Below are 26,745 nucleotides of genomic sequence, written 5' to 3'. Positions count from 1 at the left end.
CTGTCTAATAATTGTTTGCCAAAGCCTAATGATAAGAGCCTTACTCGTTGAAGATGAGCCCCTGGCCGCCCGCCGCCTGGCCGGCCTGCTGCATAAGCAAGCCGTGCCGTTTGAGATACTCGGCCCCGCCGAATCGGTGGCGCAGGCCGTAGCCCTGCTGCAAGCTGGCCCCGCGCCCGACGTCCTCTTCCTCGATATTCACCTGGCCGATGGCCTGAGCTTCGAACTATTTGAGCAAGTGCAGGTTACGTGCCCGGTTATTTTCACCACCGCCTACGACCAGTACGCCCTGCGCGCTTTCAAGGTCAACAGCGTAGACTACCTGCTCAAGCCCATCGACGAGGAGGAGCTGCGCGGCGCGGTGGCCAAGCTGCAAACCCGGCTAGCCCAGGCCGCCGGCGCCGTCGCGCCCGTTGCCGCCCCGGCACTCGACGCCGCTACCCTGGCCCAGCTGATGCAGCAGCTGCGCCAGCCCGCGCCCACGGCCAGCTACAAGGCGCAGTTTGTGGTGCGCGTGGGCGAGCACCTCAAGGTGGTGCCCGTGGAGCAGGTGGCGTACTTTTTCAGCCTCGAAAAAACGACCCTGCTGCAAAGCACCGACGGCCGCAAATACGTGGTAGACTACACGATGGAGCAGCTTGAAGGCCTCCTCAACCCCGCCCGGTTCTTCCGCCTCAACCGGGCGTTTCTGGCCCAGCAGTCCGCCATCGCCGACATCATTCACTACACCAACTCGCGGCTGCAAACCGTGCTCAAGCCCGCCCCGCCCGAGAGCGAAGGCCCCGTGCTGGTGAGCCGCGAAAAAGTGAGCGTATTCAAAAGCTGGCTCGATAGGTAGCAGCGTGCATTACCCAGAGGCTTACGCACGGTAGCTTTCCCGCTGAGTTACGCGGAGGTAAAACGCGGAGGTTCGCTGAGTTTGGCAAGAAAGCTCAGCGAGCCTCCGCGTTTTACCTCCGCGTAACTCAGCGGGAACTTTACCTCGCGCAAATCCTGACCTAAAAAGGCAAGCTAAAGCTTACCCTACGGTGCGCAGGCGGCGCAGCTCCAGCGCGAAGCCGGGCAGCACCGGCTCGCCGCTGAGGAGCTGGTCGAAGCCCACCACGGGCCGCACGGGCTGGCCGGGCGCAAAAACGTAGACCGACTCGCTGCCCGGCGCGATAAGCCAGCCCAGCCGTGCGCCGGCTTCGAGCCAGTGCTCCATCTTGCGCATGGTGTCGGTGAGGCGGTCGGAGGGCGAGAGCAGTTCGGCCACAAAATCGGGGCAGATGCGGGCGAAGCCGCGGCGGTCGTCGGGCCCCAGGGCATCCCAGCGGGCCTGGGCAATCCAGCTGGCATCGGGCGAGAGCATGGCCCCGGTCGAGAGCGTGAAGCCCGCCGAAGAATCGAAGGTTTTGCCGAGCTGGTGCTGGCGGTTCCAGTGGGCCAACTGGTAAGTTAATTCGCTGTTAGAAGCACCGGTTTCTGAGCTGGCGGGCGGCATAATGGTGATTTGGTGGCTGGCGTCGCGCTCGATGCGCAGGTCGCGGTGGTCCTGGCAAAACTCGAAAAACTCCTCGTCGGTGAGGCGGTCCAGCACCGCCGTTTTCAATTTGATACTATCCATAGCAGCGCGCAGTTGAAGGCAACAAGATACGAAAAAGCTTACTCTTCCAGCCACGCCTTCAGGGCGCTGGCTTTCTCCTTGCTCACCACTATTTCGTCGGTGGGGGCGGGGTGCAGCGCTACCAGCAGCTTGCCGCCAAAGTGGGGCACCAGCCGGCGCACGGCCGGCAGCTGGGCAATGAGCTGGCGGTTGAGCCGGAAAAACTGCGCCGGGTCGAGCAGGCTTTCCAGCTGCTCCAGGGTGTAATCGACCACGAAGCGGCGGCCGTCGTGGGTGGCGAGCGTCACGGTTTCGTGGCGGCTCCAAAACCAGGCCACCTCGGCCGTGGGCAGAGGCAGCAGCGTGTCGCCCTGCCGCACCAAAAACCGCGTTTTGTGCGGCCGCTGAGGGCGGGGCAGCGCATCGAGCAGGCGCTCTAGTTGGAAGGAAGAATCGGGCAGGAGGAGCGCCGAATTCAATGAAGCACTGGAAACGGATAGGGAGGAAATTTCTCCTGTTAATTCCGCCTTATTACCTCCCGGTTCTTCCTTCAAAAACTGCAGCTTGGCCAGCGCCGCTTGCAGCTCGTTCAACTTCAGGGGTTTTAGTAAATAGTCGATGCCATTGGCCCGAAAGGCTTGCAGCGCGTACTGGTCGTAGGCGGTGGTAAAAATGACCGGGCTGCGCACCAGGGTTTGGGCAAACACATCGAGACTGAGCCCGTCGGCCAGCTGGATGTCGCTGAGAATGAGGTCGGGCGCGGGGTGGCCGTCGAGCCAGGTGAGCGCGCCCGCCACGGTATCGAGCACGGCCAGCACCTGGGCCGTGGGCGCGGCCAGGGCCAGCAGCCGCTGCAGGCGCTCGGCGGCGGGGTATTCGTCTTCGAGAATCAGAATGCGGAGCGGAGGCATGGCGGGCTAGGCAGGCAGTAAAGGCAGGGTAACGGCAAAAACCCCGCCCGCCTGCGCCACTTCTACCGGCCGGGTGGCCCCGAGCAGGGCGTAGCGCTGGCGCACGTTGGCCAGGCCCGTGCCGGTGCCGGGGGCCAGGCCGGCGGGCCGGGGCTGCCAGGTGTTTTCGACGCGCAACGACGCGCCATCGGCCACCAGGCGCAGGTGCAGCGGCCGGGCCTGCGAGGCCTCGTTGTGCTTGAAGGCGTTCTCGACCAGCAGCTGCACGCTGAGCGGGGCCACGCGCTGGGTGAGGGCGGCGGGCGGCAGGTCGTAGCTCACCCGCACGTTCTCCCGAAACCGGACTTTTTGCAGCGCCACGTAGGTCTGCACGAAGGCCAGTTCCTCGGCCAGGGGCACGGTGGGGCGCTCGCGGCTCAGCAGCACGTAGCGGTACACGTCGGCCAGGCCCTCCACGTAGTGCTGGGCGGGCTCGTTGCCGGGCTCAATGAGGGCGGCCAGGGTATTGAGCGAGTTAAACAAAAAGTGTGGGTCGAGCTGCTGCGCCAAGGCATCGAGCTGGGCCTGGGTGCTGGCTTGGGTTAGCTGGTCGGCGCGGCGCTGGTTGGTTTCCCACTGCCGAAACAGGTGGCGGCTTTCGTACACGAGCAGCACAATGAGCGTCGATACTAGGTTGAGGCCCGTTTCGCGCAGCGCATCGGCCGGCCTCAGGTGCCCCCCGTACGCGCGGGCCAGTACCGAGCCAATGCTCAGCGTAATAAGGAGCGTGTAGCCCACGCTGCCCGCGGCTAGCCACCACAGGCGGCGGGCCGTGTGGCGGGCCTGGGGCCAGCGTCGCAGCAGCCCACGCCACAGCCACAGGTTGCCAAACCACAGCAACAGCGTGAATGACAAGGAGATAGCGTAAGAAACCAGCCAGGCCGCCCCTAGGGGTACGGCCAGAATACCGCGCGGCACCATCTCCAGGGCCGCCACCAGCAAGATGCCCACGCGCAGAAAAGACCGGTTGCTCATGGGTGAAGGTCGGGTGAAAAGCTGCCCAATTAGCTGGCCCACAGCGGCCGCCCCGCCAGCGCCTGGGCCAGCAGCCCGGCTACGGCCGCCGCGTAGAGCCCCGCGCCCAGCCAGGTGAGCGCCGCCGCCCGGCGCGGCACCCGGCGGCCCAGCGCCCAGCCCAGCAGCGGCAGCGCCTGCAAGGCGTGCATGCCCATAAAATGGGCGATGCGCACATCGCCGGCCACGGTGCTCCAGCCCAGGCCTAACAGGCCGGGGCCGCCGTCGGGCGCGCCCACCGTATGTTGCTGGTGGTGAATCATGTAGCCGCCCAGCACTGAGCCCGCCACAAACACCAGCAGCCCTAGCCGCACACCCCACACGTAGCCCGCCGAGCCGTGCGGCCGGTAGCGCCAGGCCAAGTACAACGCCCAGATGGTGAGCACGGTATTCACCAAAATGAAAATGCCCATCACCCCAAACAGCGCCCCGTTGAGCGGGCTGCTCGCGTTGTAGTGCGAGGTGACGCCCCGCCCGGCCTGCCCGAAAATGATAGCAATTTCGACCACCATGCTCAAAGCCACGCCGCCGCTGATGCGGCGCACTGCCCGCTGCGCCGGGGCCGGCAGGTCGGCCAGCAGCCAGGCCAGCGTCCAGGTATAGGCCAGGCCCGAAAGGGCGAATTTGAGCGGCTTTAGCCACACCAGCGCGCCCGTTACCAGGCGGTGGTCGGTGGGCAGTAGGCCGAGCGCCAAAACCGCCAGCCCCACGTGGAACCAGCCCGTTTTCGCCAGCATGGGGTTGACCCGATTTAGCACGCGTAGTGCATTAATAGCTGTGCTATAAGGAGTTAGAAGGCTTCTGTGAGCTGTAGAAGAACTGGTTTGACTGGGAAGAAATGCTTGCGCGGCCATGGCTTTAGCTCAAAAAAGTTTGTGTTTGGTACAAAAGGGTTTATGCTGACGGCGTATGCACGCCGGGCCAGCGCTGGCGCACGCCGAAGTACACCAGCAGCCCCACCGGCCCAAACAGGAACGTGAGCAGCAGCGCCGGCACCAGCGCCCAGTGCGGCACGCCGCGCCGCTGGGCATCGCGCACTTCCCAAGCGCCCGTAAACAGGTCGAAGCACAGGTAGTGCACCCAGCCCGCCAGCAGCGCCCACGGGTCTTGAAACAGCGCCGCTACTCCAGCCAGCGAGCCGAAGCCACCCTCAGCGCCGTGCCCATTCAGATAATGCGTGGCAATGAGCACAGCGTAGGCCAGGGCCAGCCCCAGCGACCACGCGCCGCTGAGCACCAGCGCTTTGGTCACGCGCCAGCGCGGGGCCAGCCCCAGCAGCGCCCAGCCGAGCAGGGCGAGCGGGTTGGCCAGCGAAAACAGGAAGTCGGGGGTAAGCATGGGGCAGCAGGGAGAAGTACTAACTGCGTCAAAACTACCCCTTGCGCTCCCGGCCCGCCAGCCCAACCGGGGTGAAGCGGCGCGGGCATCGGGTGAGGCCGCCCGGCAGCGGGGCGAAGCACCGCCACCAACTTGCTGCGTTGGAATTGGGGCTGCTAACGAGGCCGCGCCGCGGGGCCAGGTGCCGCCAGCAGGCGGGTAGGGCCGGGGTAGGGCCAGCTACCTTTGCGGGGCCGGGGCCACCCCAGCTTTGCTATGGGTAAGTTGACTTCGCGCGCCGCTGGGCGCACTGCTTTTTTGGGTAAAAAAATGATTATACTGCTGCTGGCCGGGTTGCCGCTGCTGGCGGCGGCGCAGGCGCGCCGCCCGGCCCCGGCCGCTAAGGCCCCGGCCGGCCGGCCGGCCGGGGCCTTGGCGGCCGGCGTGGTGCTGAGCGGCCACATAGCCAGACCCACGGTCCGCACCATCAGCCTCAGCTACGGGCCCGATTGGCGCGGTCGCTTCACCCACACCGTGGAGGCCCCGGTGAGCGCGGCTGGCGATTTTCGGCTGGTGCTGCCCCGCCTGGCCGGCCCCATGGAAGCCCGCCTGGACTACGGCACTTCGGCCGCTACCCTTTACCTCGCGCCCGGCCCCGCCCTGCGCCTGACTGTTGATGCTGCCCGGTTTGACCAGTCGCTGGCTTTTACCGGGGGCGAGGCTAATGCTAACAACTACTTAGCGGAAAGCTACTTAGCAACCAGCCGCGACGACGAGGCCCGCCGTACCCCCGATGCCCGCGCCGCCACCCTCAGCGCCGCCGCCCTGCGCACGGCCGCCGATGCCTACCGCCAGCGCCGTCGGGCCGCCCTGGCCGCTTACGCGGCCACCCACCCGCTGCCGGCCGCCTTTGTGCGCCAGCAGCGCCAGGCCCTGGACTACGAGTGGGCCGGCTCGCTGCTCAGCTACACCGTGCGGCAGCCGGCGGCGCGGGTGTACGATGGCTCCGCCACGCTGCCGGCCGACTACTACAGTTTTTTGCGCGACATGCAGCTCGGCCGCCAAGACTCGGCCCTGCGCCAAAGCGCGTTCCAAAGCCTGCTGATGACCTACGGCTTCACCCAGCTCAACGACGAGGCCGGCAACCTGCCCACCGGCCCCCAAGCCGGGGCGCGCCTCTACCGGCTGGCTACCGCAGCGCTGGGCGAGGGCCCGGTGCGCGACGTGGCCGTGGGCCAGTACCTGCTGGGCAAGGTGGAAAGCGAGCGCACCGACATTCGTCCGCTGCTGCCCGAGTTCAAGGCGACTAACCGCGATTCGACTATTGCCCGCGACCTGCACCGGGCCGTGCGTGCGCACCTAACCCTGGTCAGCGGCCAGCCCGCCCCCGATTTTACCTTGACCGATGCGAGCGGCAAAAAAGCGCTGCTCAGCAGCTTGCACGGCAAAATAGTTTACCTCGATTTTTGGGCTACCTGGTGCGGCCCCTGCCTGGCTGAAATGCCCGCCAGTCTGGAGCTGCGCCAAAAATTTGCGGGCCGCGACGTGGTCTTTCTCTACGTGTCGCTCGATAGCAAAGCGGCCGACTGGCAAAAGTATCTTATTGCTAAGCAAGTAGTTGGTGCAAATGCCGTGCAGCTGCACGACCCCGGCGCCTTCGATGGGCCGGCGGCGCAGGCGTTCCATGTGCAGTCCATTCCGAGTTACTGGCTCATTGGGCGCGATGGGCGCATCATCACCAACAACCCGCCCCGGCCCTCCACCAGCCCGGCCATCGACACCGCCCTCGAGCAGGCCCTGAAACCCTAGCCGGGGTTGGCCTGTTAGGCACCCCTGACCTATTACCTATAACGGTTCGGGCATGCCTGCCTGGTCCTGTGAAGAATACTGCTTATTCGTTGACGCTTACTATTCCATTACTTCGGCTGCTTTGGTCGTGGGCTGGCCGCGGCTTGCTGCTGGGGGCATTGCTCGGCGTTAGCTTGGCGCAGTCCGCTGCTGCCGCGCCCGCCCCGCCCGACTCGCTGCGTACCCCCGTGTTTGCCCGCCGCAAGCTGGTGGTACAGGTCGATTCGCGCTACTCCATCATCAACAGTCACTTCTCCACCATCAACGGCATCAAGTTGGGTCTGGAATGGCGCGGCCGGGTGCGCACGGGCGCGGCCTTTTACTTCCTCAGTAGCCGCATTCCCACCCGCCTCGAGCCGCCCGACAACGCCGCCGACGAGGCCGATGCCACGCTACGCTTCTACAACATCGCGCTCTACGGCGAGTACGTGGTGCTCGAAAACTCCCGCTGGGAATTGGGCGCCAACCTGCAAGGCGGTATGGGCTCGGTGCGCGTAGAGTACACCAACGACGACTTCAACCGTCAGCGCTCGCCGCGCGATTTTATCGCCCTCATCGAGCCCTCCGCCGCCGCCCAAATGCGGCTTTTCTCCTGGGCCAGCCTGGGCGCGGGCGCGGGCTGGCGGCAGCCGCTGTTCGTGACGCCCGTGGTGCGCCGCGAAGTCAGTGGTCCCATTTTCTACCTCCGGGCCAAAATTCTCGTCGGCCCGCTCATCAAGCTCGTCCGCAACCGCGACCCGCTTTTTTCGCAAAAAGACTTGCGCGTGCACGGTCTGGGCCGCAGCACGCGGCAGAAGTTTTTGCGGTAAAAAGCGCTGGCGAGAGGAGGCACCCGGCGCTAGCCGAAACCCACTAGATGGGCATGACGGGCTAATAGCGTTGCCTAAAGTTCTGGTAATCTTACTCACCTATTATGTCAAGTAGCTGTAAATAAGATATTTGTCTAGCTATTATTTCCCCGTCGAATACGTGAAGCCCACCGTCAGGTTGGTGTTGAGGGCGCTACGGTTTTCTACGGCAATGCTTTCAAGGGAATACGAGTAGGCGGCCGTGAGGGCCAGGTGCCGGCTCACGCCGAAGCTCAGGCTGGTATTGGCATTCACGCGGTAGTCGCCGGCCACATCCTGGAGCGAGGGCTGGTAATAGCCCAGTGCCGTGAACACCACCGGCCCCTTGCTAAAGCGCAGCTTGAGCCGCGTAGAGCTACGGGGCACCTGCCGCAGCAGCCCATCGAGGTACTCGGTGTGCTCGTAGAGAAAAAACTGGCTGAGCGTGACCTCATTGCGCAGCGTATCGAGGTAAAACTGATAGCCCACGCCCACGCCGCCCACCAGCCGCCGCCTGATGGCGCGCAGGTTGCTCTGCTCGCCTTCGGCCAGGGCGTAGTACTTGAGCCGGCCGCGCCGGTAGGCGGGCGTGAACAAGCCCAGCAGCTCGCGCTCGCGCAACAGGCCATCCTGCTTGCCGTAGCTGAAGTTGAGGGCCGCCGGCAGCAGCCAGTGCCGGCCCAGCGCCAGGTTGCCGGTGTGGCTGGTAGTGAGGTACATGCGCTCCACAGTGCCAGTGCTGTAGATGCCCGTGAGCGCCGCCGTGTACCGTATGCCGGTGCCACTCACGTTGTACGTTTCAAACTCCGACGACGGCACCCCGCCCGCCGCGCCGCTGCTGGCGGCCACCACCGGCGCGGCCGTGGTATCGGCCGCTACCTTGGTGCTGATGGTGGTCGAGTCGGGCGCCTGGGCCAAGGCCCGGCCAGCGCAAGCGAGGCTGGTAGCCACCAGCAGGCCCCCACGCAGCCGCCGCTGCCGGTGGCGCACAAAAAATCGATATAAGTTATTCATTAACACCTGTTAACGTTCGCGGCGCGGGCTCTCGGCCCCGCGCAGGGTGGCCGCCCGGTCAAGCTTGCCCGAGGCCGTGGCCTTGAAGGCGGGCACGTACTGCACGCTCTTAGGCACTTCGTATTTGCCAAGGCGGGCGGCCAGCAAGCCCAGCAGGCGCTTTTCGGTGGCGGGCGGCAGGGCGGGGCCCTCCACGTAGGCGGTTACGGCCTGGCCGAGGCGCTCGTCGGGCCGGCCGGCCACGAAGGCGCGGCGCGCCTGCCCCAGCTCGGCCAGGGCTACGTCGAGCACCTGCTCCACCTTCTCGGCCTGCACCTTTACGCCGCCCGAGTTTATCACAAAGTCGTCGCGGCCCAGCCAGTCAAACGTGTGTTTATCAAGGAGTTCGATGCGGTCGTTGGTTACGATGAGCTTGTCGTCGGTTACATCGCCGCGCACCGTGAGGCAGCCGCGCTCATCCTGGCCCAGGTGCAAACCGGGCAGCACCCGGTAGTGGGCCGAGGCCTGGGGCCCGTTGAGCAGCCGTAGGGCCATGTGCGAGGCCGTTTCGGTCATGCCGTAGGTGAGGTACACCGGCACTTTCAGCTGCTGAATCTCGCGCAATAAGCTCGGCTCTACGGGCGCGCCGCCCACCAGAATGGCCCGCATTTTATTGAGCCGATTGGCCCGGCCCGCCGCCAGCACCGCCCGCAGCTGCAAGGGCACGAAGGCTGCAAAATCAAACTCGGCGTCGGCCGGCACCGAGTCAAACGGGTCGGCGTGGGGCTCCACCACCGTGAGGTGCATGTGGCGCTCCAGGCCGCGCACCAGCATCATTTTGCCCCCGATAAACTCGGCGTTGAGGCAGACCAGCGCCCGGTCGCCGGGCCCCAGGTCGAAGAAGTCGCCGGTGCGGGCCGCCGAGGCCGCCAGCTGCCGGCGCTTCAGCACAATGAGCTGCGGCTGCCCGGTGCTGCCCGAGGTGCGCAGGCCAAACTCCTGGGCGCCCGTGAGCCACTGGCGCAGCAGCTCCAGCACCCGCGCCTCGTAGCCGTTGAGGGCGGTGTGCGGGTTGTCGGTTTGCTGAATGGATTCGTAGCTGAACTCGCGCCCGTTGAGCAGGAGCGAAGTGGGGAGGTTGGGGGAAGCAGAAGCCATACTATAAAAAAGAAAAAGCGCCCGCTAGCTGAGTAGCCAGCGCTGGTACGTGCGCGCCGAAGGCACCAGCTGCCAGCCCAAAAGTAGTAGCAGGCCAACGTAGGCCACCAGAATTACGCCCTGGTGTGTGAATAAATTGGCAGCGAGCAGCGGTAAGCTCGATAAGCCCACCAGGCTATTGCGCACGACTAGCCGGCTCTGGTAAATACGCATGTTTTCGGCGTACGGCCGCCGCAGATTAGGCCTGATGCGCCGGCAAACAGTGTACAGAATTATGCCGAGTAGCAGCAGCGCCAGGGCAAGGGCTACCCAGATTGGCCAGGTAATGAGCCACGAGCTGCCAGCCGTGGCCGTAGTTAGCTTCCCTTGCCCCGCTAGCGCCGCTCCGCTCATCAATAGCCCCTGCACCCCAAAGTGCAGCCAGTGGCTCCGCCGAAAGCGCTGGATGGCCAGGTTATATTCTGCGTTCGTCATGGCAGGCAAGTGGTGCTGAGGAATTCTGAATGATTGCAGGCTTTGGTAAAAAACCGGTATGGCCGGCCGTCGCACGGACTTTTTCTACTTGGCCTCAGTAAGCGGTTCTGCCGACCTACGCGCGCAGATGGTCGCGCACTTCCATCAGGGCAAAGCCGAGCAGGTTCAGGCCCGCCCACTGCTTCGGGTTCTCGGCCCGCTCGCTGTCGGCGGCCAGGCCAATGCCCCAGATGCGGTCAACCGGGCTGGCCTCCACCAGCACGCGCTCCTTGGTGTTCAGCAGAAATTCTTGCAGGTTGGGGTGCTGCTGAAACTTGGCCAGGTTGCCGCGCACCACTACTGCCATGCGCTGGCGGTTCCAAGTGGCTTCGTCAAACTGCCGCACCTGCCGGCCCAGCGCCTTGGCTTCGGCCGGCGACTTGGCCGCCGTAACCTGCTGGGCTATTTCCAAGTCATTGAACAGTAAGGCTTTTTGGGTCATCATCCAGTGTTCCGTGGTGTTGTAGCGCACGGCGTCAACCACAAACGGCGAGTGCCACCACTGGCTGAAGCAAGCGGCCGTGAGGTCGCCGCTCTTGCTTCGCTGGTGCCCCCAGAAAAAGAGAAATTTTGCTCTTTTTCCTTTTTCAAAATTGGCGATAAGCCAGGCTAAGTCGTACGTTAACAGCATAAATGCTTGTTTTGCAAATGATTAATCAACCGGATACGGCTGCCACGGAATGTTGCGCCACGGGCTGGCGGGCGACTCAACCAGAAAAGTGCTGAGCCGGGCTATGTCGGCGTGGTTTTCCAGGTCGGGGTTCCACATGAGGCGGCCGGCCACAAAGCTCGTGGCGAAGCTATCCCAGGAGTCGAACTCAACCAGGGCCAGCCGCGTGGCCGCGTTGATGTAGTGCCAGGCCTGCTCCCAGCTCAGGTAGCCGTAGTCGTGGCTCCAGCGCGCCACGTTCACCATGCGGGCGTAGTCCCAGGCGGCAATGCTGGTGACGAAGCGCTTTTCCAGAAACGGGTTGGCCGCAAATACGGCCTGCCAGCGTTTGGGCTGGCTTTTGAGCTGCGGGCGCAGCTCCTGGCGGTGGCCGGTGTGCTGCAGCCGCTCCAGGCGCTCGATGGCTTGCTCGGTATTGGTGATGCCCCACCACTGCGCCATGCTTTCTTTGCCGCCGGCCAGGCCCTCGGGGGTAAGCGGGGGCAGCACCCGGATGGGGTCGTCGTTGTAAAGAGAAAGGACGCCGCCCGTAGCCAGCCCCCGCACCTCGGTGGCGCTGAGCGACCGCCGCGGCTGGGCCAGGTCATAGCAGTGCATACTGCGCGACCCATACTGGCGGATGTTGCTACTCATGCGAGCGTGCGCTTGCGCATCCTTATTCGCCAGCAACCCAAGTAGCGAATCAACGGCGGTATCAAGCGCTGCGTTGAATTTTTCTCGTAGCCACATATATTTGTAAATCAATAAATTATCTAGTAAAAAAGCCCCGGTGCTTTAGCCGCTACTTGCCGTTGTAAAGCAAGCTGACCCTGCTAGAAGAAAGCTTACGCAAAAAAGCCCGTCTCGTAGGTCGGTTAAGTACTTTAATACTCCTGAATAATCCGAAATAAGCAGGTCAGGCTGGGGGAGTTAGCTCGGTTATATCAAATAAAATCGGTATACTTACGGTACACCAACTCCCACCCGTCATGCTAACCCACCCGCATTCCTCGCCCGAAGCGGTGCCGGCCACCGGCACCACCACTGCCGCTTCTTTGTGCCCCAAGCTCGCCGCCCTCAAGGCCCGCGCCAAAGCCCTGAAAAAAGGACGTAAGCAGGAGCGTCTCCGGTTTTTCTCCGGCTTGTGCGCCAGCCTGCATGCGCTGGGCTTCAGTTTTTAAGTAATTGATTTTCAATGAGTAATTCATAAAAAAGCTCCGCCAATTGGCGGAGCTTTTGTGTTTGTCAGCACCGGGCGGTGTGGCTACGGGAATTTCGGAAACTTCGAGAAGTCGGGCTGGCGCTTCTCCAAAAAGGCGTTTTTGCCTTCCTTGGCTTCTTCGCTCAGGTAATACAGCAGCGTGGCGTTGCCGGCCAGCTCCTGAATACCGGCCTGGCCATCAAGCTCCGCATTGAAGCTGGATTTCAGCATGCGCAGCGACAACGGGCTCTTTTGCAGTATCTTATGGCACCAGGCTACGGTGGTTTCCTCCAGCTGGGCCAGGGGTACTACCTTGTTTACCAGGCCCATGTCGAGGGCTTCTTGGGCGTCGTACTGGTCGCAGAGAAACCAGATTTCGCGGGCCTTTTTCTGGCCTACCACGCGGGCGAGGTAGCTCGCACCAAAGCCGCCATCGAACGAGCCCACGTTGGGGCCCGTCTGGCCAAAGCGGGCGTTGTCGGCCGCAATGCTGAGGTCGCATACCACGTGCAGCACGTGGCCGCCGCCAATGGCCCAGCCCGCCACCATGGCAATTACGGGCTTCGGAATGCTGCGAATCAGCTTCTGTAAATCGAGCACGTTGAGGCGGGGTACGGCGTCGCCGCCCACGTAGCCGCCGTGGCCGCGCACGCTCTGGTCGCCGCCCGAGCAAAAGGCGCGCCCGCCCTCCCCGGTGAGGATAATCACGCCGATATCGGTGCGGTTGCGGCAGATGGTCATGGCCTCAATCATCTCATCCACCGTGAGCGGCGTGAAGGCGTTGTGCACCTGCGGCCGGTTGATGCTGATTTTGGCAATGCCCCCGTGCTGGGAGAAAAGGATTTCCTGGAACTCCTTAATCGGAGTCCACTCGATGGTTTCGGACATATAAGGTTGTCATTCTGAGCTTGCGAAGAATCTTATCACGTCTGCGCCGCTGGGTTTACTAACGCCGACAAAAGCAGCCGTGAAAAGATGCTTCCTTCGTCAGCAGGACAAAACGTTAAGAAAAAGCCGCTTTTACCGCGGCGCGGTATTCTTCAAAAAAGGCGGCGTTGGTTTTGGAGTCGGTGAAGATTTCCAGCACCGCCGCGCCGCCTTCGGCCGCAAAGAAAACCGGTAGCGCGGCATTGAGTTCATCAAAAAACGATACCGGCAGGTAGCGCAGCTTGAAATCGCGGCACAGGTTTTCGGCCGTGAGCGCCTGCGTAGTTTCAAAAAACTCCTCTAACTCCGGCTGCTGACGTGGCCCATCAATAAGCCGGAAAATGCCACCGCCGTGGTTGTTGAATAGCACCACCCGCAGGTTGGGCGTGGGGTAATTGTGCCAGAACGCGTTGCGGTCGTAGAAAAACGCCACGTCGCCAGTCAGCAGCACCACCGGCCGCTCGGGCTGCGCCAGCGCCGCACCCACGGCCATGCTATTGCAGCCGTCGATGCCACTGGTGCCGCGGTTGGCAAAGACCTTAATCTGCTGGCCTTCGGGCAAACCCAGAATATTGGCGTAGCGCACGGCCATACTGTTGGCGAGGTGCAGGGCGGTGTAGGCGGGTAGGCTAGCCAGCGCGTGGCTCATAGCCGCAAACTCATTGAACGGTTGGCCTTCAGTAGCGAAGAAGTTGCTCAGAAACTGTGCGGCGGCGGCATCGGCCTGCTGCCAGGTAATGGGTGAGGTAGCAGAGAGGATGGGATTCGAACCCTCCGCCCGATTATAATCTTTACTCTCAGAAGACGCCAACTGCTGAAAAAACACCGCCGGCTGCACCCGAATAATGCGCGTGAGTCGCCGAAATGTATCGGCCACTTCGCCGGCGGGCTGCAAGTGCCAGTGCTGCGCAGGGGCCGCGTCGCGCAGAAATAGCTTCAACGCCTTCGAAATCAGCGACTGCCCGAAGGTGATGAGCAAATCGGGCCGCAGCGCTGCCTTTTGCTCTTTTGATAAGCCCGCCAGGAAAATATCCTGCCGCCGCACGGCGAGCACGTCGCCCACGTTCGCGATGCTATCGGCCACCACGGGTACCTGCCGCGCCTCGGTAAACTCGTAGAGCGCCGCCATGAGCGTGGGGTTTTCGGGCTGCTGACCGGCCACTACCAGCACGCGGCTCGCGTGGCACAGCTGCTGCCGCAAATCCAGGATTTCGGCGGGCGGCAGGATGGTATTGGCGTGGTCTTCGCGGATAATCTTCACATCCTGCTCATACACAATGTCTTCTCCCGGCTTCGGATAAAACGGCTCGCGTAGCGGAATATTTACCTGCACCGGCCCAGCAGGCCCCGCCTGGGTCAAATTAATGGCCTCATTAATTATCCGTTCGGCGTGCCATTTGGCATCGGGGTGGGTGGTGTCGGCCGGGAAATCGAAGGCCCCCTTGGCGTGCGCGCCGTAGAGGTTGCGCTGCCGGATGGTTTGGCCGTCGAGCTGGTCAATCCACTCGGGCGGCCGGTCGGTGGTAAGGATGAGCAGCGGAATCTGCTGAAAAAATGCCTCCGCCACGGCGGGCGCGTAGTTGAGGCCGGCCGTGCCGCTGGTGCACACCAGCACCACCGGCCGGCGCGTGGCCTGCGCAATGCCGAGGCCGATGAACGCCGCCGCCCGCTCATCGGGCACCACGCGCAGCTTGCCCCGGTAGGCCGGGTGCCGCGCAAAGGCCAGCGTGAGCGGTGCCGAGCGCGAGCCGGGCGACAAAATAACGTCGGTAATCCCGTGCCGGGCGCAGATTTCGGCGATGTTAAAAACGGCTTGGTTATTCATGGTAGGATTTTCAACAAGCGTCTGTCATGCTGACGAAGGAAGCAGCTTATTAAGTTAGAACGACTCGTTCAGCCCTGATTAAGATGCTTCCTTCGTCAGCATGACAGACGGTTAACATGACAGGCGTTTTAAGTCAAGTCAAAACCGCGCCCACGGTTTGCAGCTTCATCTCGGTTTCCTGCCACTCGCGGGCGGGGTCCGAGTCCACAGTAAGGCCGGTGCCGGCGTAGAGGATGGCCTCGGTGGGCCGCAGCTGCAAGCAGCGCAGGTTCACGTAGAGGCCCGACACGCCCGGGGCAGTCACGTTCACCGGCCCCAGGAAGCCGCTGTAATAGGCGCGGTCGTAGCCCTCGTGGCGGCTCAGAAACGCCAGGGCGGCCGCCTTAGGCATGCCGCCCACGGCCGACGTGGGGTGCAGCAGCCGCAGCATATCGGTGCCCAGCGAAGCAGGGGAGGGCACGTTTTTTAAGTCCACCTCGAAGTCGGTGCGCAGGTGCAGCAGCTGGCCGGCCACGGCCGTGCGCGGGCCGGCCTCGTGGTAGTCGCGCAGCCGCAGCTGCTTGAAGCAGCTTACGATGTAGCGCGCCACCAGGGCCTGCTCCTCAATCTCCTTCTGCCGCCAGATGGCCGCCTGGGGCGGCACGCCCGGCACCAGCGGCTGGGTGCCCGCTAGCGCCATGGTGTGAAACTGGCCATCGGCCGTGACCTCGGCTAGTACTTCGGGCGAAGCGCCCAGCCAGGTGCCCACGCCCGGCACGCTCACTAGCGACACAAAAGCGCGGGCGTATTTCTCGCACAGCTCGGCAAAGGCTACCAGTGGGTCGAACCCGGCCGGCAGCGGCCGGTGCGCCACCCGCGACGACACCACTTTGACCACTTCCTTGGCCTCGATGGCCGCCACGCCAGTGCGCACCAGCTGGGTGTAGGCGGCCTCAGTGGTGGCGGGCGGGGCGGGCTGCGGGCCGTAGTGCCAGGCCAGCGCCGGCAGAGGCGGCAGGGCCAGCCACGCCGTGATGTTGCCCGCCAGCGCGCGGGCGGCCGGCGATAAGCTCACCACGTCGGGCCGGGCGAGGTCGTACTGCACGTCGGCGGGCAAAAACAGCGCCGGGTTGTGGTCGGAGTCGCGGAACGGGAAGAACGCGAAGCCGGCCGGAGCCTCCGCATCCAGGGCGGGCGGCAGGCCAGTGTAAGCATCTTCTAGCGAGCGACTTATGAGAATGCGTGCGTGCGTGCCGCCCGGCTCGCGCCAGATGGCCAGCGGCCGGCCCGTGCGCAGGGCCCCGGCCGCCAGGTGGCGCAGGCGGGCCAGGGCATCGAGGCCCGCGGCGGCGGCGGGCCAGGGCAGGAGCCGGGGTTCAACGGGACGCATTAGGCGGCTTTTTCCTTAGCGGCGGGCAGGTCAATTACGGCCATCGTGATGCGGCTGATGCATACCAGCGCGCCGGTTTCTTCGTGGGTAATGCGGATTTCCCACACCTGCGTGGTGCGGCCCACGTGCAGGGCCGTGGCGCGGCCGCGCACCCAGCCGTCGCGCACGCCCTTAATGTGGTTGGCGTTGATTTCCAGGCCCACGCAGGCCTGGCGCGTCACGTCGATGCGGGTGGCCGCGCCGATGCTGCCCAGCGTTTCGGCCAGCGCCACTGAGGCCCCACCGTGCAGCAAACCCATGGGCTGGTGCGTGCGGCCATCCACGGGCATGCGGCCTTCGAGGTAGTGCTCGGTAATATCGGTGAGCTCAATACCCAGCGCGTCGGCCAGGGTGGGGCGGTGGGAAGCCCAGATTTTTACGTCGTCGAGAGTCATGTTCGATTTTATAAGCGGCACTCGTTTGTCATTGCGAGCCTGCGAAGCAATCGCCTTGGAACGAGTCGTGCGGGTGCGATTGCTTCGCAGGCTCGCAATGACAAACGATTTTTAACCAGCAGCGAAGGCCAAACAACGGATAGCCAACCCGTACTTTACGGCATTGTTCGGCAAAACTACTCCGCTTCCGCCCGTGTCAGTTCAGCAGCTCTACCTTCTTCGCCACGGCCAAACCGACTTCAACGTGCAGGGCATTGTGCAGGGCAGCGGTATCGACTCCGACCTCAACGACCGGGGCCGGCAGCAAGCAGCGCAGTTTTGGGCGGCGTATAAGGGGGTGCCGTTTGCCCGCGTCTACACCTCGGGCCTCAAGCGCACTCAGCAGTCGGTGCAGCGGTTTATTGAGGCGGGCCTACCCCACGAGCGCCACACTGGCCTCAACGAAATAAGCTGGGGTACCCGCGAGGGCAGCCGCATCACGCCCCAAGAAGACGCCGAGTACGGCCAGGTGCTCACCGAGTGGACGCTCGGCAACGATGATGCCCGCCTACCCGGCGGTGAAAGTCCGGCCGAAGTAGCCGCCCGCCAGCGCCCATTTATCGAGCTGCTGCAAAGCCGGCCCCACGATGAAATCGTGCTTGTGTGCCTGCACGGGCGCGCCCTGCGCGTGCTGCTGTGCCAGCTGCTGAGTTACCCCCTCCGCTGCATGGATGGCTTTGAGCATCAGAACCTCTGCCTCTACAAGCTGCACTACACGGGGGCGCACTACACCATTCGCAACTTTTTAGACGTAAGCCACTTGGTGGCTGCGCCCTAACTTAGGCAACCCGCTGGCCGCAAGGCCAATTGTTTCCCCACTTTTTGGCGGCTAATTTTGAGCCCCAATCCCAACCTGCAATTTCCGATGGCCGAAATTATCAAAATGCCGAAAATGAGCGACACGATGACCGAAGGGGTTATCGCGGCCTGGCTCAAGAAAGTAGGCGACAAAGTGAAAGCCGGCGACATCCTGGCCGAAGTCGAAACCGACAAAGCCACCATGGAGCTGGAAAACTACGAGGACGGCACCCTACTCTACATCGGCCCCAAAGAGAAAGACTCCGTACCCGTAGATGGCGTGTTGGCTATTGTGGGCAAGGAAGGCGAAGATATTTCGGCCCTGCTCAACGGCCAGGGTGGTGGTAGCACCCCCGCGCCGGCCGCCGCTGCGCCTGTTCCGGCCGTGCCAGCTCCTGCGCCCGCCGCACCAGCCCCGGCTGCTGCCCCAGCGCCTGCTGCCCCTGCACCAGCCCCCCAGGCTGCTGCACCGGCCGCTGCCGCCGCGCCCGCCAATGGCAAAAAAGCCACGGTGGTCCGCATGCCCAAAATGAGTGATACCATGACTGAAGGCACCATTGCCGCCTGGCTGAAAAAGGTGGGCGACAAGGTGAAATCGGGTGACGTGCTGGCCGAAGTCGAAACCGACAAAGCCACCATGGAGCTGGAAAACTACGAGGATGGCACCCTGCTCTACACTGGCCCCAAGGCCGGCGAAGCCGTAGCCGTTGACGGCATCCTGGCCATTATCGGCGAGGAAGGCGCTGATATTCAGGCCCTACTAGGTGGCCAGAGCGGCGGCGCGGCCCCCGAAGCTGCCCCGACCCCAGCCGAAGCTGCCCCAGTGGCTACTACGCCCGCCGCCGAAGCCGCGCCGCAGGCCGAAGCCAGCACCAGCCGCCTCATCGCCTCGCCCCTGGCCAAGAGCATTGCCAAGGACAAGGGCCTCGACCTGCGCCAAATTAAAGGCAGCGGCGAAAACGGCCGCATCGTAGCCCGCGACCTCACCGACGCCCAGCCTACGGCCAGCCAGCCCGCCGCTGCCGCCGCGCCGGCCTCGGCCCCGAGCGAGTACATCCAGGCCGCTCTGCCCGAGCAGCCGGCTGCCAAGCCCGCCGCGGCCCCCGCGCCCGCGCCGGCCGCTGCCGAAGGCACGTACACCGACACGCCCGTGTCGTCGATGCGCAAGGTGATTGCCAAGCGCCTGTCGGAGAGCCTGTTCACGGCCCCGCATTTCTATCTCACGATGGAAATTTTGATGGACAAGGCGATGGAAACCCGCGTGAAACTCAACGAGCTGTCGCCGGTGAAGCTGTCGTTCAACGATATGGTGCTCAAGGCTTCGGCCCTGGCCCTGCGCCAGCACCCGGTTATCAACTCGTCGTGGCTCGGCGACAAGATTCGCCAGAACAAGCTCATCCACATCGGCGTGGCCGTGGCCGTGGACGAAGGACTGCTGGTGCCGGTTATCCGCAACGCCGATGGTAAAGGCCTGTCGCAGATTGCCACCGAAGTAAAGGAGCTAGCCGGCAAGGCCAAGAGCAAGAAGCTGCAGCCCGCCGAGTGGGAGGGTAGTACCTTCACCATCAGCAACTTGGGGATGTTTGGCATCGATGAGTTTACCGCCATCATCAACGAGCCAAATGCCTGCATTCTGGCCGTGGGCGGCATCAAGCAAACTGCCGTGGTAAAGGATGGCGCACTGGCCATCGGCAACATCATGAAGGTGACCCTGAGCTGCGACCACCGCGTGGTAGATGGCGCTACCGGCGCGGCTTTCCTGCAAACGCTGAAGAGCCTGCTCGAAGACCCCATGCGGATGCTCATCTGAGGTTAGGTTCCGTTTTAATCAAAAAGCATTGCATACCCTCGAAAGTCAGCCCTCACCGGCTGACTTTCTTGTTTTATAGTGGTATTTACTTGCAAATTATGGGGGTAGCTAGGAAATACGTGTACATTTGGCGCTCATCAGCTATGTGAACGCATGCGCAATAAGCTACTGTTTTTACCCTTGTTTGTGGCGGCCAGCACGGCCTACGCCCAAACGCGCACCCTTTCGGGCCAGGTGCAAGACGCCGCCGGCCGGCCCGTTATTGGGGCTACCGTGGTGGAAAAAGGTACCAACAACGGTACCGGCACCGATGGCAACGGCCGCTTTGTGCTGCGCGCCCGCACGGCCCAGCCCCGGCTGGTCGTCAGCGCGCTGGGCTACGCGGCCCAGGAAGTGAGCGCCGAGGGCGGCGCGCTAACGGTGCGCCTGGTCGAAAACTCTACCGCGCTCGCCGACGTGCAGGTGGTGGGTTCGCGCAGTCTCAACCGCTCGGTTACCGACTCGCCCTCGCCGGTCGATATCATTGATGTGCAGCAGGTAACGGCTAAAACCGGTCAGCTCGACGTGAACCAGCTGCTGCAATTCGTGGCGCCTTCCTTCAACTCGAACCGCCAGACCGGGGCCGACGGGGCCGACCACGTGGACCCCGCCAGCCTGCGCGGCCTGGGCCCCGACCAAACCCTGGTGCTCGTGAACGGCAAGCGCTGGCACCAGTCGTCGCTCATCAACCTGTTTGGCTCACGCGGCCGCGGCAATACCGGCACCGACCTCAACACGATTCCGGCCGCCAGCATCGAGCGCATCGAGATTCTGCGCGACGGCGCGTCGGCCCAGTACGGCTCCGATGCCATTGCGGGCGTCATCAACATCGTGCTCAAAACCAGCACCAACGAGCTGACTGCCAACGCTAATTATGGCGCGTACACGGCCAAGTACCGCTTCGATGACAAGACCTTCGACGGCGGTAACTTCAACGCCAATGCCAACTACGGCCTGGCCGTGGGCAAGGGCGGCTTCGTGAACGTAACGGCCGATTTCAACCAGCGCGAGCACACCCAGCGCGCCAACGTGCCCGCCCCCGACGGCATTCAGCGCCGCGAGTACGGCGACCCCAAGGCCACCAATACCTCGGCTTACCTCAACAGCAAGCTGCCGCTGAGCCAGAACATTTACGCCTACGTATTTGGCGGCATCAACGTGCGCAAGGGCGACGCCTACGCCTACACGCGGTTTCCGACTTCGGATAGCACGGATGTCGATGGTAATGCTGTTCTCGGTGCTGGTGGCAGCCCCATCAGCGTACCTAACAGGCGTAGCAATGCCAAGCTTTATCCTACTGGCTTCGACCCTATCATCACCAGTTCTATTTTTGACGGGCAGGGCGCGGTAGGCGTGCGCGGCACGTTTGGAGCATGGGACGTGGATTTGAGCAACAGCTTTGGCTCGAACCGCTTCCACTACGGCGTGAAGAATACGCTGAACGCGGGCCTGGGGCAGCGCTCACCCACGAGCTTCGATGCGGGCGGCTTTCAGCTTCAGCAAGACGTGGTGGACCTCAACATCAGCCGCCGCTTCAAAACCGTGGGGCAGGGCCTGAACCTGGCTTTCGGCAGCGAGTTTCGGCGCGAGTGGTACCAGATTTTTGCGGGTGAAGAAGGTTCCTACGCCCGCTACGGCGGCACTACTTCCAACCGGCCGGGCGGTTCGCAGGGTTTCCCTGGCTTCCGACCTTCCAACGAAATACATGCCAGCCGCAACAACATCGGTGTGTATGCCGATGCCGAGCTGGACATAACTAAAGCCTGGTTGGTAGAAGGGGCCGTGCGCTTCGAGAATTACAGCGACTTTGGCAGCAACGTAACCGGCAAGCTGGCCACCCGCCTCAAGCTGAGCGATGCCTTCTCGCTGCGCGGCACGCTGAGCACCGGCTTCCGCGCGCCTTCGCTGGCTCAAATTAACTTTAACACCGTGTTTACCAACGTAGTAGGGGGTAAGCCGGTGGATATTTTGCTCGACCGCAACAATGGGCCCGTGACTACGGCCGTGGGCATTCCGCCGCTCACGCGGGAACTGTCGCGCTCGGCCAGTGTGGGCATTACGGGCCGCGCCGGCTCCATTTTCACCTTCACCGTGGATGGCTACTACATCCACATCCAAGACCGCATCGTGCTCACGGGCACCTTCGACCAGACCGACAGCGCTATCGGGGCCACGCTGGCCAGCCTGAACGTGGGCCAGGCCCAGTTCTTCGCCAACGCAGCCTCTACCAGCACCTTTGGCCTCGATGCCGTGCTGGCCAACACCGTGGGTGTGGGCAGCGGCCGCCTCACTACCACGCTTGCCGGCAACCTCAACCGCCTGAACGTGACCAGCGTGCAAACCACGCCGCTGCTAGCCGGCAAGGAAGAGACGTTCTTCGGCGCCCGCGAGCAGGCGTTTGTAAAAGCCTCCGCGCCGCCCTTCAAAGTCAACCTCACCTTTGATTACAGCCTGGGCCGCTTTGGCGCGCTGGTGCGCTTTGTGGAGTTTGGCGGCGTGAAGCTGATTGACTACAACGGTGACCCCGAAAACTACGACCCTCGCCTGACCACCGACGTGGCCTTGAGCTACGCCCTCACCAACCAGCTGCGGCTGTCGCTGGGCAGCTCCAACCTGTTCAACAAGTATCCCAACTTCTTCAACCCCCAAGCCACCGAAACCGGCGGCGCCTGGGACCCCGTGCAAATGGGCAGCAACGGCCGGATGCTGTTTGCCAAGCTACAAGCAAAGTTTTAAGCGTGTAGCGTGGACTCTGCGAGTCCGCACGTAGAACGACCCACGCGCGGACTCACAGAGTCCACGCTACAAAATTGCCAAGCGGCCGGGCCCAACGGCCCGGCCGTTTTGGTGTAAATCCGCCCGCTAGGGTAGAGGGTTGTATTTTTGCGCCATGCTCCCAAAAATTCGCTCCACAACCGTGCTCGGCGTGCGCCACAACGGCCAGATTGCCCTCGGGGCCGATGGCCAGGCCACGATGGACAAGACCGTAGCCAAAAACAACGTGCGTAAAGTGCGCCAACTAAATGATGGTAAGGTGGTAACTGGCTTTGCCGGCTCCACGGCCGACGCCTTCATGCTGCTCGACCGCTTCGAGGAGAAGCTCGCCGCCTATGGCAACAACCTCAAGCGCGCTGCCATCGAACTGGCCAAAGACTGGCGTAAAGACCAGTACCTCCGCAAGTTAGAGGCCATGATGGTGGTCTGCGACAAAGATGAGCTGCTCATCGTGAGCGGCACCGGCGACGTACTGGAACCCGACATGGACGTGGCCGCCATCGGCAGCGGCGCCATGTATGCGCAGGCCGCTGCCCTGGCACTCAAGAAGCACGCCCCGCACCTGACAGCCCGCCAAATGGTGGAAGATTCGCTGCACATCGCGGCTGACATTTGCATTTACACCAACCATAATTTGATTATCGCCGAGCCGGCGTAGTCCTTTTTTCGTTCGCTCCGTTTGTCATTGCGAGCAAAGCGAAGCAACCGCACCAAGACGAGTCGTTCGGGCTTCGTTGGGATGCGATTGCTTCGCAGGCTCGCAATGACAAACGCCTTTAAGTACCCCACCATGCAAATCACCAATTTCCTCAAGCACCACTACCGCCACTTCAACGCCGCCGCCCTCATCGACGCGGCCGATGGCTACAACAAGCACCTCGCCGAAGGCGGCAAAATGATGATTACCCTGGCCGGCGCCATGAGCACCGCCGAAATGGGTATTCAGCTGGCCGAGCTCATTCGCCAGGATAAAGTGCAGATTATCAGCTGCACCGGTGCCAACCTGGAGGAAGACATCTTCAACCTCGTGGCCCATGACTTCTACGAGCGCGTGCCCAACTACCGCGACCTTACGCCCGCCGACGAGCAAGCCCTGCTCGAACGCCACATGAACCGCGTCACCGACACCTGCATCCCCGAAGAAGAGGCCATGCGTCGCCTCGAGCACACGGTGCTCAAGTTCTGGGAGAAGGCCGACAAGGCCGGCGAAGCCTACTTCCCCCACGAATTCTTCTACCAGATTCTGCTTTCGGGCGAGTTGGAGCAGTATTACCAGATTGACCCCAAAGATTCGTGGATGTTGGCGGCGGCCGAGAAAAACCTGCCCATCATCTGCCCCGGCTGGGAAGACTCGACGCTCGGCAACATCTACGCCGGCCACGTCATCACCGGCGACATCAAGAACGTGCACACCATGCGCACGGGCATCCAGTACATGATTTACCTGGCTGATTGGTACACCAAGCAGGCCACGGATGAAAGCAAAGTGGGCTTCTTCCAGATTGGCGGCGGCATTGCCGGCGACTTCCCCATCTGCGTGGTGCCCATGCTGCACCAGGACCTGGGCCGCACCAGCGTGCCTCTGTGGGGCTATTTCTGCCAGATTTCGGACTCCACTACCAGCTACGGCAGCTACTCGGGGGCCGTGCCCAACGAGAAAATTACCTGGGGTAAGCTCGGCCAGAATACGCCGAAATTTATCATCGAAAGCGACGCTACGATTGTGGCCCCGCTGATTTTTGCCATCGTGCTCGGGCAATAATTTTGGCTTTCACCTTGGTTGAACCCGCGTTCTAATAAGCCAGTTTAGTAGTTATGAAACCTGACGTCCAATACTTGACTAATGAAGCCGGTGAGCGTACCAGCGTAGTAATAAGCTACGACGCGTGGGAAAAGCTGCGGCGCGACCAGCAACGTTTGCGTCAGAAACTACAGGTTATGCAAGGTATTCAGGCCGGTTTTGCGGAGGTGAAAGCAGCGCGAACGGCGGGTCAGAAATTGCCCAGTCTACGCGCGTTTTTGGAAGCCAACGATGCCGGTTAGCATTGTCACTGCGCCTAGCTTTTTAACAGCGGCTAAGAAACTGCTTAAAACGTATAATTCTCTGAAAACTGAGTTGGCGAAATTAGAACAGGACCTATTAGCCAAGCCTGATTTGGGAACGCCACTCGACCAAAATGCTTACAAAATCAGGCTCGCTATTCGTAGTAAGCAGCAAGGTAAAAGTGGTGGTGCACGCATTATCACATTTCTTGAAACCGTAGTGCTTGCCGATGAGGAAACGCAGACTGTTAACCTTATCTACATCTACGACAAGGCTGATACGGCCACTATCTCGCAGAAAGAGCTAAGCGCACTTATCAGGCACCTGTAGGCAAGAAAGGCCCGTCGTTGAATTCAGCGGCGGGCCTTTCTTTGTACTCTAAATTGCCTAGCAATTACGCTTCTACCGGAAAGCCAGTAGCCGTAGCCACGGCCTGCCACTGCTGCAAATCTTGCTGCACGGCGGCTATCTTCTGGTCGGCCATGTGGTAGGCATCCTCCCCCAAGAACAGGTGCACGGGCGGGTGCTCGGTTTCGCTGATTTGCATGAGCACCTGGGCGGCTTTCACCGGGTCGCCGGGCTGGTTGCCGTTGATTTGCTGCTCGTGCGCCGCCTGCGAGTCGCGGATGGATTGGTAGGCCGCAATTGGGTTTTGGGGCGTGCTCAGCGAGCCGGCCGACAGAAACTCGGTACGGAAATAACCCGGATATACCACCGTAGCGTGAATGTTAAAGTCCTTTACCTCCGCGGCGTACGACTCAGTGAGGCCCGCCACCGCAAACTTGGTGGCGCAGTAGATACCGAACCCGGGAAAATTGCCGGTAAAGCCCCCAACGGACGAAATATTGAACACCCGGCCCGCCCGCTGCTGCCGCAGGTGCGGGGTAGCGGCGCGCAGCACGTTGAGCAGGCCAAACACATTAACGTCGAAATTTTGGCGGGCCTCCTGGTCGGTGAGTTCTTCGAGGCCGCCTACCAAGCCGTAGCCGGCATTATTCACCACCACATCGAGCCCGCCGAGCGTGCTAATGGTGGTTTCGATGGCTTGGCGCACGCTTGCTTCGTTACCCAAGTCCATTTGCAGGGGTAGGAAGCGGTCAGTCTCAGCCGAGACGGCTTGCTGAAGGTCGGCCAGCCGCCGGGAAGTGGCGGCCACGGCGTAGCCGGCGGCTAACAGCTGCTGCACGAGCGTCAGACCCAGCCCTTTCGAGGCGCCGGTCACGAACCATATCTTGTTGGTAGTCATCATCTTGAAAATTTTCGGAATAGGAAAGAGAATCGCTGAGGGCGAGGCGGCCAAAGAGATAGAGCATGATGTGGAAGAGTGAAAAGGCAAGAACGACTAGTTACACAGACGAGATACTAGACCGTTTACCGTAGTTGCAGGCCAAAAAATTGTATTCGACCAACGCCCACTCTTTCCCTATCAAGCGCTGCTCAGTTACCCTCGGCTGCCGCTTTGGCCAAGCTGGCCGTGCGGCAAGGCGGCGAAACAACTAGCTGCCGGGGCAACCGGTGGCCCTGGCCTCACGGGCCGCCAGCAACCAGCCAAGTGTTAGGGAGGCGCATAAGTTTTGTGTTTTTAATACTACAAAACTAGCGGCGGCCCCCACCGGCCGGCTTACCCGGTTCAAACCAATCCTTGCGAAAATCAAACAGCCCGCACGGCCGAAGGAGACATGCCCAGGTGCTTGCGAAAGAAGTTGCTGAAATGCGCCGGCTCTTCAAAACCCAGGCAGTGGCTGATTTCGGCCACGTGCCAGGTGGTGTGCTTGAGCAGGGCGTGGGCTTCCTGCACCAGGCGGCTGGCAATGAGCTGGGTAGTGGTTTTGCCGGTCACTTCCTTCAGGGCGCGGTTGAGGTGGTTGACGTGCACGGCTAGTTGCCCGGCAAAGGCCTCGGCACTGCGCAGCTTCACTCGCTGGTCGGGCGCCTCAATGGGAAACTGCCGCTCCAGCAACTCCACAAATAGGGAGGCAATGCGCGTGGCCGCCGGGCTGTCGTGGTAGAGCGTGGTGGCGGGCTGAAGCTTTAAGGCGCTGTGCAACAGCTCAAACGCGTAGGTGCGCAGCAGGTCGTACTTATAAGCGTAGTCCGAATCAATTTCCGCCAGCATTTTCTCGAATAGCAGCCGGGTGGCCGCGGCCTGCGCATCGCTCAGAAAATAAACCGGCTGCCCGCCGGGTCGAAACATCGGCAGCTCCTGCGGCAGCGCGCCGCCCAGCCGCTGCAAAAAAGCCTCGGTGAAAATGCAGAAAAAGCCCGTCTGGTTTTCGTCAAGCGGCTCCCAGTCGTAGGGTACTAATGGATTAGCGAAGAAGAGGGCATTGCCGCGCAGCTCAATGGTCTTGTCGGCAAAGTAATAGTTGCTGCGGCCCGTTACCAGCGTGATTTTATAGAAGTCCTTGCGGCTGTAGGGCAGCTTGCACGCCTTGGGCCCCACAAAGTCATCGAGCCGAAACACGTTAAAATGCCCTAAATCTTGCTGGAGGTTTTCGGGCAGCCAGTGAATTTTCTGCTGGTAAAAATCGGCGAGCGTCTGGGTCTTGAGCATGCGCGAAGTTACGTAAATCAAACGGTGCTACTGGTCCAGCTACTTATTCGTAGAATTACCCGTGGGGCGATGAGCC

The 26,745-nt window shown here is 62.3% G+C and carries 27 protein-coding genes; 10 read left to right on the top strand and 17 right to left on the bottom strand.

All coding sequences use genetic code 11. The features are described from left to right. Positions 1-28 precede the first annotated feature (28 nt). Positions 29-838 (top strand): LytR/AlgR family response regulator transcription factor, encoded by an 810-nt coding sequence (locus ACYVGC_RS01450; RefSeq protein ID WP_460581996.1) that lies wholly within the window; start codon positions 29-31, stop codon positions 836-838. Between the two features lie 180 nt (positions 839-1,018). On the opposite strand, the gene ACYVGC_RS01445 is transcribed toward ACYVGC_RS01450, so the two are convergent. From ACYVGC_RS01445 to ACYVGC_RS01425, 5 genes are all read right to left on the bottom strand, one after another. After that, a complete protein-coding gene (locus ACYVGC_RS01445) occupies positions 1,019-1,606 on the bottom strand; it encodes a Uma2 family endonuclease (protein WP_460581995.1) in 588 nt (195 codons plus the stop codon). 38 nt (positions 1,607-1,644) lie between these two features. Continuing rightward, positions 1,645-2,496: a LytR/AlgR family response regulator transcription factor gene (locus ACYVGC_RS01440; RefSeq protein WP_460581994.1), complete on the bottom strand. Its 852-nt coding sequence runs from the start codon at positions 2,494-2,496 to the stop codon at positions 1,645-1,647. Between the two features lie 6 nt (positions 2,497-2,502). Next, positions 2,503-3,510 (bottom strand): sensor histidine kinase, encoded by a 1,008-nt coding sequence (locus ACYVGC_RS01435; protein ID WP_460581993.1) that lies wholly within the window; start codon positions 3,508-3,510, stop codon positions 2,503-2,505. Between the two features lie 29 nt (positions 3,511-3,539). After that, positions 3,540-4,307, bottom strand: a complete 768-nt coding sequence (locus ACYVGC_RS01430) for a hypothetical protein (RefSeq protein ID WP_460581992.1) — start codon at positions 4,305-4,307, stop codon at positions 3,540-3,542. Between the two features lie 136 nt (positions 4,308-4,443). Then, a complete protein-coding gene (locus tag ACYVGC_RS01425) occupies positions 4,444-4,887 on the bottom strand; it encodes an ABA4-like family protein (RefSeq protein ID WP_460581991.1) in 444 nt (147 codons plus the stop codon). A gap of 309 nt (positions 4,888-5,196) precedes the next feature. Here ACYVGC_RS01425 and ACYVGC_RS01420 point away from each other — a divergent pair, with 309 nt between their 5' ends. Next, positions 5,197-6,675 (top strand): TlpA family protein disulfide reductase, encoded by a 1,479-nt coding sequence (locus tag ACYVGC_RS01420; RefSeq protein WP_460581990.1) that lies wholly within the window; start codon positions 5,197-5,199, stop codon positions 6,673-6,675. Between the two features lie 173 nt (positions 6,676-6,848). Continuing rightward, positions 6,849-7,523: a hypothetical protein gene (locus ACYVGC_RS01415; protein ID WP_460581989.1), complete on the top strand. Its 675-nt coding sequence runs from the start codon at positions 6,849-6,851 to the stop codon at positions 7,521-7,523. 141 nt (positions 7,524-7,664) lie between these two features. Here ACYVGC_RS01415 and ACYVGC_RS01410 read toward each other — a convergent pair whose 3' ends face one another. The 10 genes from ACYVGC_RS01410 to ACYVGC_RS01365 form a co-directional block, all read right to left on the bottom strand. After that, positions 7,665-8,555, bottom strand: coding sequence for a DUF481 domain-containing protein (locus ACYVGC_RS01410; protein ID WP_460581988.1), 891 nt, complete (start codon positions 8,553-8,555; stop codon positions 7,665-7,667). 9 nt (positions 8,556-8,564) lie between these two features. Continuing rightward, positions 8,565-9,692, bottom strand: a complete 1,128-nt coding sequence (locus ACYVGC_RS01405) for an acyl-CoA synthetase family protein (RefSeq protein ID WP_460581987.1) — start codon at positions 9,690-9,692, stop codon at positions 8,565-8,567. 24 nt (positions 9,693-9,716) lie between these two features. Further along, on the bottom strand, positions 9,717-10,166 hold the full coding sequence (locus ACYVGC_RS01400) for a hypothetical protein (protein WP_460581986.1): 450 nt from the start codon (positions 10,164-10,166) through the stop codon (positions 9,717-9,719). Between the two features lie 115 nt (positions 10,167-10,281). Beyond that, on the bottom strand, positions 10,282-10,836 hold the full coding sequence (locus ACYVGC_RS01395; protein WP_460581985.1) for an NADAR family protein: 555 nt from the start codon (positions 10,834-10,836) through the stop codon (positions 10,282-10,284). 21 nt (positions 10,837-10,857) lie between these two features. Next, positions 10,858-11,604 (bottom strand): DUF1266 domain-containing protein, encoded by a 747-nt coding sequence (locus ACYVGC_RS01390; RefSeq protein WP_460581984.1) that lies wholly within the window; start codon positions 11,602-11,604, stop codon positions 10,858-10,860. 242 nt (positions 11,605-11,846) lie between these two features. Continuing rightward, positions 11,847-12,062, bottom strand: a complete 216-nt coding sequence (locus tag ACYVGC_RS01385; RefSeq protein WP_460581983.1) for a hypothetical protein — start codon at positions 12,060-12,062, stop codon at positions 11,847-11,849. Between the two features lie 56 nt (positions 12,063-12,118). After that, entirely contained in the window at positions 12,119-12,943 is an 825-nt protein-coding gene (gene menB / locus ACYVGC_RS01380) for a 1,4-dihydroxy-2-naphthoyl-CoA synthase (RefSeq protein ID WP_460581982.1), read from the bottom strand. Between the two features lie 115 nt (positions 12,944-13,058). Next, complete coding sequence (menD, locus tag ACYVGC_RS01375; RefSeq protein ID WP_460581981.1) at positions 13,059-14,807, bottom strand: 2-succinyl-5-enolpyruvyl-6-hydroxy-3-cyclohexene-1-carboxylate synthase; 1,749 nt, start codon at positions 14,805-14,807, stop codon at positions 13,059-13,061. Between the two features lie 133 nt (positions 14,808-14,940). Then, positions 14,941-16,176 (bottom strand): chorismate-binding protein, encoded by a 1,236-nt coding sequence (locus tag ACYVGC_RS01370; RefSeq protein ID WP_460581980.1) that lies wholly within the window; start codon positions 16,174-16,176, stop codon positions 14,941-14,943. After that, positions 16,176-16,610: a hotdog family protein gene (locus ACYVGC_RS01365; protein ID WP_460581979.1), complete on the bottom strand. Its 435-nt coding sequence runs from the start codon at positions 16,608-16,610 to the stop codon at positions 16,176-16,178. Before ACYVGC_RS01365 ends, ACYVGC_RS01370 begins: the two co-directional genes overlap by 1 nt. 193 nt (positions 16,611-16,803) lie before the next feature. Between ACYVGC_RS01365 and ACYVGC_RS01360 the strand changes: the two genes are divergently transcribed. The 7 genes from ACYVGC_RS01360 (at position 16,804) to ACYVGC_RS01330 (ending at position 24,445) form a co-directional block, all read left to right on the top strand. Then, on the top strand, positions 16,804-17,427 hold the full coding sequence (locus ACYVGC_RS01360; RefSeq protein ID WP_460581978.1) for a histidine phosphatase family protein: 624 nt from the start codon (positions 16,804-16,806) through the stop codon (positions 17,425-17,427). 87 nt (positions 17,428-17,514) lie between these two features. Next, positions 17,515-19,257, top strand: a complete 1,743-nt coding sequence (locus tag ACYVGC_RS01355) for a pyruvate dehydrogenase complex dihydrolipoamide acetyltransferase (protein ID WP_460582408.1) — start codon at positions 17,515-17,517, stop codon at positions 19,255-19,257. A 153-nt stretch (positions 19,258-19,410) separates the two neighbouring features. Next, the gene (locus ACYVGC_RS01350) at positions 19,411-22,032 is read left to right on the top strand and encodes a TonB-dependent receptor (protein WP_460581977.1); all 2,622 of its coding nucleotides are present in this window, start codon (positions 19,411-19,413) and stop codon (positions 22,030-22,032) included. A gap of 154 nt (positions 22,033-22,186) precedes the next feature. After that, positions 22,187-22,729 (top strand): ATP-dependent protease subunit HslV, encoded by a 543-nt coding sequence (gene hslV, locus ACYVGC_RS01345; protein WP_460581976.1) that lies wholly within the window; start codon positions 22,187-22,189, stop codon positions 22,727-22,729. A 132-nt stretch (positions 22,730-22,861) separates the two neighbouring features. Next, a complete protein-coding gene (locus tag ACYVGC_RS01340; RefSeq protein ID WP_460582407.1) occupies positions 22,862-23,833 on the top strand; it encodes a deoxyhypusine synthase family protein in 972 nt (323 codons plus the stop codon). 53 nt (positions 23,834-23,886) lie between these two features. Continuing rightward, positions 23,887-24,114, top strand: coding sequence for a hypothetical protein (locus ACYVGC_RS01335; RefSeq protein ID WP_460581975.1), 228 nt, complete (start codon positions 23,887-23,889; stop codon positions 24,112-24,114). Then, complete coding sequence (locus ACYVGC_RS01330; protein ID WP_460581974.1) at positions 24,104-24,445, top strand: hypothetical protein; 342 nt, start codon at positions 24,104-24,106, stop codon at positions 24,443-24,445. Before ACYVGC_RS01335 ends, ACYVGC_RS01330 begins: the two co-directional genes overlap by 11 nt. A gap of 64 nt (positions 24,446-24,509) precedes the next feature. Here ACYVGC_RS01330 and ACYVGC_RS01325 read toward each other — a convergent pair whose 3' ends face one another. Together ACYVGC_RS01325 and ACYVGC_RS01320 are read right to left on the bottom strand one after the other, a co-directional pair. Continuing rightward, positions 24,510-25,364: a Rossmann-fold NAD(P)-binding domain-containing protein gene (locus ACYVGC_RS01325; RefSeq protein ID WP_460581973.1), complete on the bottom strand. Its 855-nt coding sequence runs from the start codon at positions 25,362-25,364 to the stop codon at positions 24,510-24,512. 402 nt (positions 25,365-25,766) lie between these two features. Continuing rightward, complete coding sequence (locus tag ACYVGC_RS01320; RefSeq protein WP_460581972.1) at positions 25,767-26,669, bottom strand: helix-turn-helix domain-containing protein; 903 nt, start codon at positions 26,667-26,669, stop codon at positions 25,767-25,769. Positions 26,670-26,745: the final 76 nt, after the last annotated feature.

It is taken from the genome of Hymenobacter arcticus, from assembly GCF_054779975.1.
This window is presented reverse-complemented; position numbering and strand designations above follow the sequence as displayed.

Bases quoted from the DNA above. Each gene is read 5' to 3' on its own strand.
- ACYVGC_RS01450 (WP_460581996.1), top strand. From the start codon at position 29: ATGATAAGAGCCTTACTCGTTGAAGATGAGCCCCTGGCCGCCCGCCGC.
- ACYVGC_RS01445 (WP_460581995.1), bottom strand. From the start codon at position 1,606: ATGGATAGTATCAAATTGAAAACGGCGGTGCTGGACCGCCTCACCGAC.
- ACYVGC_RS01440 (WP_460581994.1), bottom strand. From the start codon at position 2,496: ATGCCTCCGCTCCGCATTCTGATTCTCGAAGACGAATACCCCGCCGCC.
- ACYVGC_RS01435 (WP_460581993.1), bottom strand. From the start codon at position 3,510: ATGAGCAACCGGTCTTTTCTGCGCGTGGGCATCTTGCTGGTGGCGGCC.
- ACYVGC_RS01425 (WP_460581991.1), bottom strand. From the start codon at position 4,887: ATGCTTACCCCCGACTTCCTGTTTTCGCTGGCCAACCCGCTCGCCCTG.
- ACYVGC_RS01420 (WP_460581990.1), top strand. From the start codon at position 5,197: ATGATTATACTGCTGCTGGCCGGGTTGCCGCTGCTGGCGGCGGCGCAG.
- ACYVGC_RS01410 (WP_460581988.1), bottom strand. From the start codon at position 8,555: ATGAATAACTTATATCGATTTTTTGTGCGCCACCGGCAGCGGCGGCTG.
- ACYVGC_RS01405 (WP_460581987.1), bottom strand. From the start codon at position 9,692: ATGGCTTCTGCTTCCCCCAACCTCCCCACTTCGCTCCTGCTCAACGGG.
- ACYVGC_RS01400 (WP_460581986.1), bottom strand. From the start codon at position 10,166: ATGACGAACGCAGAATATAACCTGGCCATCCAGCGCTTTCGGCGGAGC.
- ACYVGC_RS01395 (WP_460581985.1), bottom strand. From the start codon at position 10,836: ATGCTGTTAACGTACGACTTAGCCTGGCTTATCGCCAATTTTGAAAAA.
- ACYVGC_RS01390 (WP_460581984.1), bottom strand. From the start codon at position 11,604: ATGTGGCTACGAGAAAAATTCAACGCAGCGCTTGATACCGCCGTTGAT.
- ACYVGC_RS01385 (WP_460581983.1), bottom strand. From the start codon at position 12,062: ATGAATTACTCATTGAAAATCAATTACTTAAAAACTGAAGCCCAGCGC.
- menB (WP_460581982.1), bottom strand. From the start codon at position 12,943: ATGTCCGAAACCATCGAGTGGACTCCGATTAAGGAGTTCCAGGAAATC.
- menD (WP_460581981.1), bottom strand. From the start codon at position 14,807: ATGAATAACCAAGCCGTTTTTAACATCGCCGAAATCTGCGCCCGGCAC.
- ACYVGC_RS01370 (WP_460581980.1), bottom strand. From the start codon at position 16,176: ATGCGTCCCGTTGAACCCCGGCTCCTGCCCTGGCCCGCCGCCGCCGCG.
- ACYVGC_RS01365 (WP_460581979.1), bottom strand. From the start codon at position 16,610: ATGACTCTCGACGACGTAAAAATCTGGGCTTCCCACCGCCCCACCCTG.
- ACYVGC_RS01355 (WP_460582408.1), top strand. From the start codon at position 17,515: ATGGCCGAAATTATCAAAATGCCGAAAATGAGCGACACGATGACCGAA.
- ACYVGC_RS01350 (WP_460581977.1), top strand. From the start codon at position 19,411: ATGCGCAATAAGCTACTGTTTTTACCCTTGTTTGTGGCGGCCAGCACG.
- hslV (WP_460581976.1), top strand. From the start codon at position 22,187: ATGCTCCCAAAAATTCGCTCCACAACCGTGCTCGGCGTGCGCCACAAC.
- ACYVGC_RS01340 (WP_460582407.1), top strand. From the start codon at position 22,862: ATGCAAATCACCAATTTCCTCAAGCACCACTACCGCCACTTCAACGCC.
- ACYVGC_RS01335 (WP_460581975.1), top strand. From the start codon at position 23,887: ATGAAACCTGACGTCCAATACTTGACTAATGAAGCCGGTGAGCGTACC.
- ACYVGC_RS01330 (WP_460581974.1), top strand. From the start codon at position 24,104: ATGCCGGTTAGCATTGTCACTGCGCCTAGCTTTTTAACAGCGGCTAAG.
- ACYVGC_RS01325 (WP_460581973.1), bottom strand. From the start codon at position 25,364: ATGATGACTACCAACAAGATATGGTTCGTGACCGGCGCCTCGAAAGGG.
- ACYVGC_RS01320 (WP_460581972.1), bottom strand. From the start codon at position 26,669: ATGCTCAAGACCCAGACGCTCGCCGATTTTTACCAGCAGAAAATTCAC.